Raw genomic sequence first — 11,417 nt, 5'->3', positions numbered from 1 at the left:
TTGCGATCAGCACGATCCTGAACCCGTGCGCGGCACCGCCCCTGTGCTCGTCACCGCTCCCATCAGGAAAAACGCGGGTCTACGCGAGCGGAGTCGCTGCCCGGGCTCGGATTTTGCCCAGCGGGTCGTCCCGGTCGAGCACGTCGCGCCGAGCGGATTCGGCCATCCCGACTTCGCGGCCCGGAGCCGTTGCCGGAATACGAGTCTCATCGAGCCGCGCGACGAGGGCGGGCAGGACGGTCGAGCACCCCGCGTCCAGCGTCAGCGCGGCCAGCTCGTCACCGCGAGTGCGGCCGCGATTGACAATGACCACGGGACGGCCGCGTTTCGCGGCGTGACGCACGAATCGCAACCCGGACATCACGGTCAGCGACGACCCGGCGACCAGCAGCGCGTCCGCCGCGTCGACGAGCTCGTAGGCCGCCGCGACCCGCTCCTTGGGCACGTTCTCCCCGAAATACACGATGTCCGGTTTCAGCAAGCCACCGCAGCGCACGCAGTCGACCATCCGGAACCCGCCGGTGTCGGTGACCACCGCGTCGGCGTCGGGCGCGACCTCCAGCCCATTGGTGGTCGCGGCCGCCGCGAAGCCCGGATTGACCGCCTCCAGCCGGTCGGCGAGCGACATCCGCGAGACCAAGGCCGCACAGCCCAGGCAGCGCACCCGCGCGTAGGTGCCGTGCAGGTCGATCACCCGCCGATGCCCCGCCTTGGTGTGCAGCAGGTCCACGTTCTGGGTGATCAGCCCGGTGACCACGCCCATGCGCTCCAGCCGCGCCAGCGCGCGATGCCCGGGATTGGGGCGCGACCCGTCCATGCGCCGCCAGCCGACGTGATTACGCGCCCAGTACCGCTGCCGGAACACCGGATCGCCGACGAACTGCTGATAGGTCATCGGGTTGCGCGGCGGCGAGGACGGACCGCGATAGTCCGGGATCCCGCTGTCGGTCGAGATCCCGGCACCGGTCAGCGCGACGACCCGGCGGCCGGTGAGCAAACGCACCAGCTGCTCGAACCCGGCCCCGGGAGGCGTCCGCGCGACGTCCGACATGGTGTTCAGGGTACGGCGCTCACCGCGGGAGGCCGCGCCGGGCACTCCGCGCCCCGAGAGTTCACCCAGGTCAGACCCGCCGCATCACCGACACGACCTTGCCGAGCACGATCGCTTCGTCGCCGTCGATCACCTCGTAGGCCGGGTTGCGCGGCTCCAGAAACACATGACCGTTGCGCCGCCGGTACACCTTCACCGTCGCCTCCCCGTCGATCATCGCCGCCACGATCTCGCCCGAATGCGCCTCGTGCTGCTTGCGTACCACCACGATGTCGCCGTCGCAGATGGCCGCCTCGATCATCGAATCGCCACGCACCCGCAGCCCGAACACCGTGCCCCGCCCGACCAGCTCACGCGGCAACGTCATCGTGTCCTCGGCATGCTCCTCGGCCAGGATCGGAGCGCCCGCGGCGATATCGCCGACCACCGGCACCGCCACCGCGTCGTCCGCAATCTCCCGCCGCGCGGGCGGCTGCAGGAACATCCGCACGTCGATCGGACGCGACACCGTGCGGCTGCGCCGCAGAAAACCGCGCTCTTCCAGGCTCTTCAAATGCTTGGACACCGACGACGCCGACCGCAGACCCACCGCGTCACCGATCTCGCGCGTGTTCGGCGGATACCCGTGCCGGAGAACCCAGTCCCGAATAGTGGCGAGAATCCGCTGCTGTCGCGGCGGCAACGTCGAGGTGTCGAGGTGCTCGAACGCGTCGAGCGGGTCGTATCCGGTCACCTGGGGAATGGTAGAGGCACGGGCGGACGATCCGGACCGGGCGCGGCACCCGGCACCGCGAACAACTCCCGATCGCGTTCGGGAACCCAGCAGGCGGCGGCGGTGTCCCGGTTGTAGTTGTCGGCGACGTGCGCGATCAGATGCCGCAGTCCCGGATGCCGGTTACTCGCCGACCACAGCAGCGCCAGCGGATAGGCCGGTGTGGGATCGACGATCATCAAGCGCCGCACGTTCGGATGCCACGGCGTCCGGCCCCCGTCTCCGGTGAAGGTCGTCAGCGACGACGAATGCGCGATGCGTTCGACGATCTCCGCCAGATTCACCAACGGGCCGGTGGTGTCGACGGGAATCCCGCTGAACGCGCTGAGATCCCGATAGAAGTCCGCCCACTCCGACGGCACGGCCGCCCCCGGCACCCACACCGGCTGCCCGGCGATCTCCCGCAACGCGATCGTCGACCGTCCCGCGAACGGATGATCCTTGCCCACCAAGAGATACAACGGCTCCAGATACGCCGGAGCGGCAACGATGTCATCGGGCAACGTCACCGGGCCGCCGTACGCGCGAGCGAGGGCCGCGTCGACGATGCCGCTGCGCAACGCCTCCCGCGAGGTCGTGATCATATTCGAGATCACCACCTCGGTGTCGCAGCGCGGATGACGCGCGAGATAGAACTCCATCAACTCGGTCGCGGCCATACGTTTGCCCAGCACCGCCACCCGCAACGGCCGCACCTCCGCGCGCACCGCCCGCACCGCGGCCTCCGCGCCCGCGAGCAGCGACCGCGCATGCGGCAGCAACCGACTACCGGCGCCGGTCGGCACACTGCTGCCGGGCCCGCGGTCGAGAAGTTCTGCCCCGAGCTGCGATTCGAGCTTCGCGATGCGCTTGGACACCGCCTGCTGACTGATCCCCAGCACGGCCGCGGCATGGCCGAACTGCTCCTCCTCCACCACCGCGACGAACGCGCGCAACGCCGCGAGATCCAGCTCCACAGAGACCTCCGTCGACAACCAAACGTTGTTTATATTGCCGTGCCCTTGTTCGACCTCGGCGATCTGCACTGCTCATATGAACCAGAAATCGCGATCGGGCAGGGTTCAACCTACAACCGTTCGATGTTCAGCCGATCGGTAGGTCCCGAGCTGGCCGACCAACGGCAACCGCGGTGAACGGCGCCTACGGTTCGGGCGCATCCGCTGTCCGGGGCGGGCGGATCACGTCCACCTCTGTGAGCGGACCCGCATAGCGCTCGACCTCCACCAGCGTGAGTTGCCCGGCGCAGCCCTGACTGAGCGTGGAGGAGGGACGGTCGGCGATGAGCACGTTCGGATTGCCGTGACGGCAGAACGTCGGATCGGCCGGGTCGGGGTCGTACCACGCCCCGGTGGACAGCTGCGCGACACCGACCCGCACACCGTCGTCCACCACCAGTCCGGCCAGACAACTACCCCGCTCGTTGAACACCCGCACAATCGCACCGGCACGCAGACCACGGGCCGCGGCATCCGAAGGATGCATGCGAATCGGCTCCCGTCCCTGGATCTTGACCGACCGGCTGAACGCCCCCACATCGAGTTGGCTGTGCAGCTTGGTCCGCGGCTGATTCGCCACCAACTGCAACGGGTACCGCTCGGCTGCCGGGCCACCGAGCCACTCCTCCGGCTCCAACCACACCGGATGCCCCGGACAATCGGTGTATCCGAAACCGGCGATGGTCCCGGAGAAGATCTCGATCTTCCCGCTGGGCGTGGTGAGCGGGTACCGGTCCGGGGCGGCCCGGAAATCCGCGGCCAGCACCTGCCGCGGGTCGGGCACCGGGAGCTCTAGGCTCTCGCCCGCCCAGAACGTGTCGAAATCCGGCAGCTCATGGCCCGCACGTAACTGCGTGACGCACCACTGCTCGTACAGATGCCGCAGCCACTCACCGGCGGAGCGTCCCTCGGTGAACTCGGTACCGACACCGAGCCGATCGGCTGCCGCCGCGAAAATCGAATAGTCGTCGCGAGCCTGCGCACGCGGGCGTGTCAGCGCCTTCATGGGAAAGAACACACTGTCGCCCTCACCCACGCCGTAGTCGTCACGCTCGATGGACATCGTCGACGGCAGCACGATATCGGCGTGCCGCGCGGTAGCCGTCCAGAACGCATCGTGCACCACGACCGTGTCCGGACGCGCGAACGCCGCACGCAAACGAGCCAGATCCTGGTGGTGATGGAACGGACTTCCGCCGCACCAATACACCAACCGCACATCCGGATACACCAGTTCCCGGCCGTTGTACCGATAGGCCACACCGGGATTCAGCAGCATATCCGCGATCCGCGCGACCGGTATGAAGACGTCGACGCCATTGCGCCCCTGCGGAAGTCGCGGCACCGGCACACGCGCCGGTTCCCCTACGCTCGCCGCCGACCCGTAGCCGTGCCCGAACCCGCCACCGGGAAGCCCGATCTGCCCCAGCATCGCCGCGAGCGCCACACCCGCCCACAACGGCTGCTCACCATGCTGCGCACGCTGTAGCGACCAGCTCACCGTCACCAGCGTCCGCGCGGCAGCCATCTCGCGCGCCAACGCCCGGATACGGCCCGCGGGCACACCGGTGATCGCCGCCGCCCACTCCGGATCCTTCGCGACGCCGTCCACCGCGCCACGCAGGTACGCCGCGAAGCGGTCGTAGCCGACCGTGCACTCGCGCAGGAACTCCTGGTCCGTCAAGTCTTCCGCGTCCAGCACCTGCGCGAGCGCCAGCATCATCGCCACATCGGTTCCCGGCAACGGGGCGATCCACTCGGCGTCACCCTCGGACGGGGTGTCGTCGCGCAGCGGGCTGATCGACACGAACCGGCAGCCCCGCGCCCGCGCCGCCGCGATCCAGCCGCGCGTGTTGTGCCGCGAGACACCGCCCGGCGACACGGCCGCGTTCTTCGGCGACAGACCACCGAAGGCCACCACCAGCTCGGAATGTTCGGCCAGCACGGCCTTGGCCGTCGCCTGTTGCGTCACCCAGCCGATATCGCCGATGACATAGGGCAAGAACACCGTCGACGTGCCCAGACTGTAGCTGTTCACGTGCCGGACATAGCCGCCCAGACTGTTGAGGAACCGGTGCAGCTGACTCTGCGCATGATGAAAGCGCCCCGCGCTGGCCCAGCCGTACGAGCCGCCGTAGACCGCCTCCGCACCGTACTGCTGGTACACCCGCCCGAGCTCGCCGGCCAGCAGGTCCAACGCCCGCTCCCACGACACCGGGACAAAGGATTCCGACCCGCGCGGACCGGGACCCGGCCCGTTCTCCAGCCAGCCCCGGCGAACGTACGGCTGGTCGATCCGAGTCGGATGATGCTGCGCTGAAGCCACGTTGTCGATCAGCGGCGTCGGCTCCGGATCACCACGCCACGGCCGGACCTCCGTGAGCCGTTCGCCGTCGCTGTCCGCCTCGAAGGCACCCCAGTGAGTCAGATGCGTGGTCACCTGCCCACCGTAGCCGCCCCCACCGACACCGAGCCGCCGCTCGATTCCCGATCACACACTGGCGCAGGCGGATTGCCGACGCAGCTCGAAGATACGGAACACCCGGCCGCCGGACAGTTCGTACTCCATCGCGTAGCCCGGCCAGAACGCGACCGCGAGATCCCAGAACGGCTTTCGCTCCACACCGGTGATCTCCCGTACCGTCACCAGGAACTGCTCCCCCTTGTGCCGGACCGAGGCGGTCCGCGCGGCACGCAGATTCGCCGACCACACCGGATGCGCGGGACTTCCCCAGTTCGACCCGAGAACGATGAAGTCCGCACCGCGCGGAACGTAGAGCAGTGACGTGGTGCGCGGGAGCCCGGTCTTGCGCCCCGCCACGGTGACTTCGATCGACGGCAGCCCGGCCAAGTCCAGGACGCCCATCCGCCCACCGCTCACCCGCCGCAGCAACCGCTCCACCCGGAGCACCAGCGGCGCCGACCGCATCACCCAGCGCCGCTGGGCGAGCCGTCGAGCCACTCGCGGCAACGGATTGGAGACCATGGACGAATCCTGACACGGCCCTCGTGCCGAGATGAATCAGCGCGCCGTGACAGAGGGTCATGTCACACCGAGCATTCGTCCGACCCCTTCCCTTCTTTGCTGGTTTTTGTTTTTTTGCGGGTGCAAGAGAGGAGGGGATAAATTGTTAGATGCGCATATCTACGTATCCACATGTTTCTAGTGTTGACTTGCTGTCATTCCCGCATCGGGACACCCCTTCCGACCATCACCGGGCACGTCGACAACCCGTCCGACCCAACCCTCACTCCCCCGACTCCGAGAAAACGGACAAGCGACCAATTACCCTGTCCCCCGTGGACTCAACCCCACCCCGATCGGCGTGCCGGAGGTCCACGAGCACCGTCATCCGTCTCGGAACAGGAGTTCGATGCGTTTCCACCACCGCCGCGTCTCGGCCGTCTTCGCGGCCGTCATCGCGGTCCTGCTCGGAGCCGCCGTCCCGGCAGCTGCCCGGCCTGCGCCGCCCGCTGTCGTCACGCCGATGGGCCCGGACTTCCTCTGGGGCGTCGCCGCGTCGGGGTACCAATCGGAGGGGCATGCCCCGGACAGCAACTGGTCCCGCTACGTCGCGGCCGGGAAAACGACGGACCCCTATCGGGATTCGATCGACTTCTACACACGCTACCGCTCGGACATCGCCTTGGCCGCCGACCTGGGCGTCAAGGTCTATCGGGTCGGCATCGAGTGGGCTCGACTACAGCCCGAGCCGGGCAGGTGGGACCCGGACGGGCTGAAGTTCTACGACGGCGTCGTCGCCGCGATCACGGCCGCCGGGATGCGCCCCATGCTCACCATCGACCACTGGGTCTACCCGGGCTGGGCGGTGGACCGCGGCGGCTGGGACAACCCGGGAATCGTCGCGGACTGGCTGGCCAACGCACGCGCCGTCGTGGATCGATACGCCCGGTACAAGCCGTTGTGGGTCACGTTCAACGAGCCGACCTTCTACCTGGTGAACGAACTGCGGCACGGCGGCCTGGCACCGACCGCCGCGCCGGCGATGCAGGACCGGATCGCCGAGGCGCACAACAGCATCTACGACCACATTCATCGCGTTCAGCCGGATGCGATGGTGACCAGCAATGTCGCCTACATTCCCGGCGGCGAGGACGTGGTGAACAAGCCATTGGTGGACAAGATCGGCGCCAAGCTCGACTACATCGGCATCGACTACTACTACGGCCTCTCCCCCGACACCCTCTCCAGCTCGGCGAGTTTCACGGAACTGTGGAAGAACCCGATGCAGCCGGAAGGCATCTATTATGCGCTGCAACACTATTCGCGCCAGTTCCCCGGCAAGCCGCTCTACATCGTCGAGAACGGAATGCCCACCGAGAACGGCCTGCCGCGCGCGGACGGATACGGGCGAGCCGACTCCCTGCGGGACACCGTCTACTGGCTCCAGCGCGCCAAGGCCGACGGTATCAACCTGATCGGCTACAACTACTGGAGTCTCACCGACAATTACGAGTGGGGTTCTTACACCCCGCGTTTCGGCCTGTACACCGTCGACGTCCTGACGGATCCGGCATTGACGCGCAAGCCGACGGACGCGGTGGCCGCATACACGGCTATCACCCGAGCCGGTGGCGTAGCGCCCGATTATCGGCCGACCCGTGCGCCGAAAGATTGCTCGTTCGTCGACGTGCCCGCCAGCTGTGCCGACCCGGTCACCGTGCCCCGATGACACCGAGGCCGCTTCCGGGTACGCCACCGAATGGAGGTAGACGGTGACCGACGATCCCGTCGCGGTCCTCCGGCGCTGGGCCGACTCGGGCGGGATCTGGCGGGTGGCCGCACGCAGATCGGATTCGGTGACCATCGCGCTCTACCAGTGCACCGGTGGTGAGGAAGTGGATCGGCTGGTCTCCGCCGATCCGGAGTTGCTGCGCTACCTCGGCGATCGGACCAGCAGCGAGGACTGAAGTTCAGCTCGCGACCGGCCCGGTCACGCCTCGCCAGAGCCGTTCGAGCACTCGCGCGGCCGGCTCCACCGCGGTGACCAGACCGACGCCCTGTCCCGCGTCGATCGGCGCGACCGCCGGATCGTCCGCCGCGACCGCCCCGGCGAGTGCGTGCTTGGCCGACGGATCCGCAGCGAGTTCGTCTTCCCGGCCGGTCCACCGGTCGGTGAACTCGGTGCGTAGCACCCGCGCGGGAAACCGGGACGGCCAAGGCAATCCCATTCCCACGTCGTAGGCGCGGGTGAGCACGGCGTCCGCACCGCGTGCGTCGAGCAGGGCTCGGCGGCCCGCCTCCGACAGCAACGACTCCGAACAGGCGGCCAGGCAGGTGCCCAGCCACGCGCCACTCGCTCCTGCCCGGAGTACGGCGGCCAGGTCTTCCGGTGCGCCGATGCCGCCTGCCGCGAGCACCGGGACCGACGCCACGTCCAGCACCTCGTCCAGGAGTGGCCGTAGCGCCGCGTTCACCGCGCCGTGTCCGCCGCCCTCCACGCCACGCGCCACGAGGACGCCGATCCCGGCGTCTTGTGCACGCCGCGCGTCCTGCGCGCTGTACACCTGGGTGGCCGGGACGATCCCGGCGTCCGCGACGCGGGCCGCCCAGTCCAGGTCCTCGCCGAAGCTCACCGAGATCAGTGCGGGACGGGCCTCGACCGCGGCGTCCAGCAGCCGCGGCTCTCCGGCGACGACCCAGTCGACGAGGCCGATGCCGAACGGGCCGTCGACACCGCGAACATGCGGCAGCTCCCGCTCCAGCGCCAGGACCGACCCGGCGCTGCCCATCCCGATCATGCCGAGTCCGCCGGCCGCGGTGACCGCCGCGGCGAGCCGTCCGCCTGCTACGCCGCCCATCGGCGCGTTGACCAGTGGAATCCGCGCACCGATCCGGTGCGCCCATGCTGTCGCGGCAGTCAGGTCGGGTGCGGCAGAGCGCTCGCCGGGCGTCGTCACGCGCTCCATCGCAGCACACGCCATCCAGACCGGGCGCGGGCTCCCCCATTCCGGCGGGTGATCACCCGCGGTGACCCAGCATGTCCAGCAAACCGTCGAGCTGGAGTTCGAACAATTCGTCACGGTCGGCGAAGGTGTCGGCGCCGTACATATCGAAGACGTCGGCGCTCACCGCGCCGAACAGGCCGACCCAGAACGTCACGCCGCGCACGACCAGCCAGTCGGGCAGCTCGAGCCGGAACTCCTCCCGGATCGAGGCGAAACTGCCCGCCAGCGGCGCGGATATCCGCGGTTCCCGGGCAGGCGCCGCGAGCCGACCGGCGTGGTGGGCGCGCGCGAACAGCGTCAGCATCGTCGCGATCACGCGCGTGCCCGGTGCGACGGTCTCGGCCGCCGGCGCGTCGTAGCCGGGGACCGGAGTGCCGAACAGCAACCCGTAGCGGGCGGGCTCGGCCAGCGCCCAGCGCCGCACGGTACGCCCGAGACAACGCAGCTGATCGATCGGGTCGTCGGGGGCGTCGGACAGTGCGTCGTCGACCGCGTCGCCGAGGGCGTTGTAACCGTCCACCACGAGCAGGGTGAGCAGCTCTTCACGACTGCGGACATACCGATAGACGGCCGAGGACACGACGCCGAGGTCTCGCGCCACCGCGCGCAGCGACAGCGCCGCGGCGCCGTCGGTCGCCAGGTGTTCCCGTCCGATCCGGACGATGTCGTTCATGGTCTGGGCCCGGGCTCGGGCGCGAGGCGTCGTCGGCATAGGAAAACCATGCGGGTTTCAGAGAGCGATGTCAACTATTGAGAGCATCGCTCTTTTCGGTTCGAGATCGGTCGCTCACCGCGGCATCCGAGGGCGATCAGCCGTTCAGGGCGAGTTGCGAACCGTTACTTACCCGGGAGTAGTGTTAGCCGAGTCACTGGCGACAGATCGAGGAGTTCCACATGGACCAGCGGACGACGGATTTCGACGTGCTGATCGTCGGGTCGGGGTTCGGCGGCAGCGTCACCGCGCTTCGGCTGGTGGAGAAAGGGTACAAAGTCGGCGTACTGGAGGCGGGCCGGCGCTTCGCCGACGACGAGCTGCCCAAGACCAGCTGGGAGCTGAAGAAGTTCCTCTGGGCGCCCGCACTCGGTTGCTACGGCATTCAGCGCATCCACCCGCTGCGCAACGTCCTCATCCTCGGTGGCGCCGGGGTCGGCGGCGGGTCGCTGAACTACGCGAACACCCTGTACGTGCCGCCGGAGCCGTTCTTCCGCGACGCGCAGTGGCGTGACATCACCGACTGGCGCGACGAGCTGACCCCGTACTACGAGCGAGCGCAGCAGATGCTCGGCGTGGTGCGCAATCCGCACATGACGCCCGCGGACGAGGTCTTCAAGGCCGTCGCCGACGACATGGGCGTGGGCGACACCTTCGTGCAGACTCCGGTCGGCGTGTTCTTCGGCGAGCCGGGAAAGACCGTGCCGGACCCGTACTTCGGCGGTGTGGGGCCCGAGCGGACCGGTTGCGTCGAGTGCGGCGACTGCATGGTCGGCTGCAAGTACGGCGCGAAGAACACCCTCGTGAAGAACTACCTCTATCTGGCCGAGCAGGCCGGCGTCGAGGTCATCCCGATGACGACCGTCACCGAACTGCGCCCGCACCCCGACGGCACCTGGGACGTGTCCACTGCCCGCACCGGCGCTTGGATACGCAAGCAACCTCGGACGCTCACCGCCGGACACGTCGTGCTCGCCGCGGGCACCCGCGGAACCCAGAAGCTGCTGTTCGCCATGCGAGACAAGGGCGTGCTGCCCGATCTGTCCGACCGGCTCGGCGTGCTGACGCGCACCAATTCCGAATCGATCGTCGGCGCGGCCACCAAGAAGGTGGGCCCGGGCGTCGACTTCACCAAGGGCGTCGCGATCACCTCGTCCATCCATCCCACCCCGGATACACACATCGAGCCGGTCCGCTACGGCAAGGGCTCCAATGCCATGGGCCTGCTCCAGACGCTCATGGTCGACGGCGGTGGCCGGATTCCGCGCTGGCTGCGCTTCCTCGGCATAGTGCTGCGGCATCCGATGGATCTGCTCAGCTTCCTGAGCACCAAGAACTGGAGCGAACGGACCATCATCTCGCTGGTCATGCAGCACTTGGACAACTCGATCACCACGTACACCAAGCGGGGCCTGTTCGGCCGCAAACTCACCAGCAAGCAAGGCCACGGCGAGCCCAATCCCACCTGGATCCCGGTGGGCAACGACGTGACCAGGCGGGTCGCGCAACGGATCGGCGGCATCGCGGGCGGCAGCTGGGGCGAGATCTTCAACATCCCGCTCACCGCCCACTTCCTGGGCGGGGCGGCGATCGGAGCCGACGCCGAGCACGGCGTGATCGACGCCTACCACCGGGTGTACGGGTACCCGACACTCAGCGTCGTCGACGGTGCGGCGGTGTCGGCCAACCTCGGCGTCAACCCCTCGCTGACGATCACCGCGCAGGCCGAGCGCGCGGCGGCGTACTGGCCGAACAAAGGCGAAGTGGACGCCCGGCCGCCGGTGGGTACGGGATACCGGCGTATCGCCCCGATCGCGCCCGTGCATCCGGTCGTTCCGGCAGGCTCGCCTGCCGCGCTGGTGCTTCCGATCGTGGAGATTCGCAAGACACCCGCCGCCGGATAGCTCGTGGCCGAAC

Annotated in this window: 10 protein-coding genes; 3 read left to right on the top strand and 7 right to left on the bottom strand. The window is 68.6% G+C overall.

What is annotated here, in order from left to right; translation table 11 throughout:
* Positions 1–79: 79 nt before the first annotated feature.
* From ON19_RS34910 to ON19_RS34890, 5 genes are all read right to left on the bottom strand, one after another.
* Positions 80–1,051 (bottom strand): NAD-dependent protein deacetylase, encoded by a 972-nt coding sequence (locus tag ON19_RS34910; RefSeq protein ID WP_083899858.1) that lies wholly within the window; start codon positions 1,049–1,051, stop codon positions 80–82.
* Between the two features lie 70 nt (positions 1,052–1,121).
* The gene (gene lexA, locus ON19_RS34905; protein WP_043702939.1) at positions 1,122–1,784 is read right to left on the bottom strand and encodes a transcriptional repressor LexA; all 663 of its coding nucleotides are present in this window, start codon (positions 1,782–1,784) and stop codon (positions 1,122–1,124) included.
* Entirely contained in the window at positions 1,781–2,848 is a 1,068-nt protein-coding gene (locus ON19_RS34900) for a LysR family transcriptional regulator (protein WP_063709534.1), read from the bottom strand. The genes lexA and ON19_RS34900 overlap by 4 nt, the downstream gene beginning before the upstream one ends.
* A 115-nt stretch (positions 2,849–2,963) precedes the next feature.
* Positions 2,964–5,258 (bottom strand): molybdopterin-dependent oxidoreductase, encoded by a 2,295-nt coding sequence (locus tag ON19_RS34895; RefSeq protein WP_043702937.1) that lies wholly within the window; start codon positions 5,256–5,258, stop codon positions 2,964–2,966.
* 51 nt (positions 5,259–5,309) lie between these two features.
* Complete coding sequence (locus ON19_RS34890; protein WP_043702935.1) at positions 5,310–5,804, bottom strand: nitroreductase family deazaflavin-dependent oxidoreductase; 495 nt, start codon at positions 5,802–5,804, stop codon at positions 5,310–5,312.
* Positions 5,805–6,192: 388 nt separating this feature from the next.
* Here ON19_RS34890 and ON19_RS34885 point away from each other — a divergent pair, with 388 nt between their 5' ends.
* On the top strand, positions 6,193–7,512 hold the full coding sequence (locus ON19_RS34885; RefSeq protein WP_043702930.1) for a family 1 glycosylhydrolase: 1,320 nt from the start codon (positions 6,193–6,195) through the stop codon (positions 7,510–7,512).
* Between the two features lie 43 nt (positions 7,513–7,555).
* The gene (locus tag ON19_RS34880; RefSeq protein ID WP_043702925.1) at positions 7,556–7,750 is read left to right on the top strand and encodes a hypothetical protein; all 195 of its coding nucleotides are present in this window, start codon (positions 7,556–7,558) and stop codon (positions 7,748–7,750) included.
* 3 nt (positions 7,751–7,753) lie between these two features.
* Here the strand turns inward: ON19_RS34880 and ON19_RS34875 are convergent, their stop codons facing one another.
* Positions 7,754–8,740 carry an NAD(P)H-dependent flavin oxidoreductase gene (locus ON19_RS34875; protein ID WP_227954754.1) on the bottom strand — a complete coding sequence of 329 codons (987 nt, stop codon included), beginning with the start codon at positions 8,738–8,740 and terminating at the stop codon, positions 7,754–7,756.
* Between the two features lie 61 nt (positions 8,741–8,801).
* Positions 8,802–9,500 carry a TetR/AcrR family transcriptional regulator gene (locus ON19_RS34870; RefSeq protein ID WP_043702922.1) on the bottom strand — a complete coding sequence of 233 codons (699 nt, stop codon included), beginning with the start codon at positions 9,498–9,500 and terminating at the stop codon, positions 8,802–8,804.
* Positions 9,501–9,682: 182 nt separating this feature from the next.
* On the opposite strand from ON19_RS34870, the gene ON19_RS34865 reads away from it, so the two are divergent.
* Positions 9,683–11,404, top strand: a complete 1,722-nt coding sequence (locus ON19_RS34865; protein WP_043702917.1) for a GMC oxidoreductase — start codon at positions 9,683–9,685, stop codon at positions 11,402–11,404.
* Positions 11,405–11,417 lie beyond the last annotated feature (13 nt).

Origin of the sequence: Nocardia abscessus NBRC 100374 (assembly GCF_000308455.1) — a bacterium.
Lineage (GTDB): Bacteria > Actinomycetota > Actinomycetes > Mycobacteriales > Mycobacteriaceae > Nocardia > Nocardia abscessus.
This window is presented reverse-complemented; position numbering and strand designations above follow the sequence as displayed.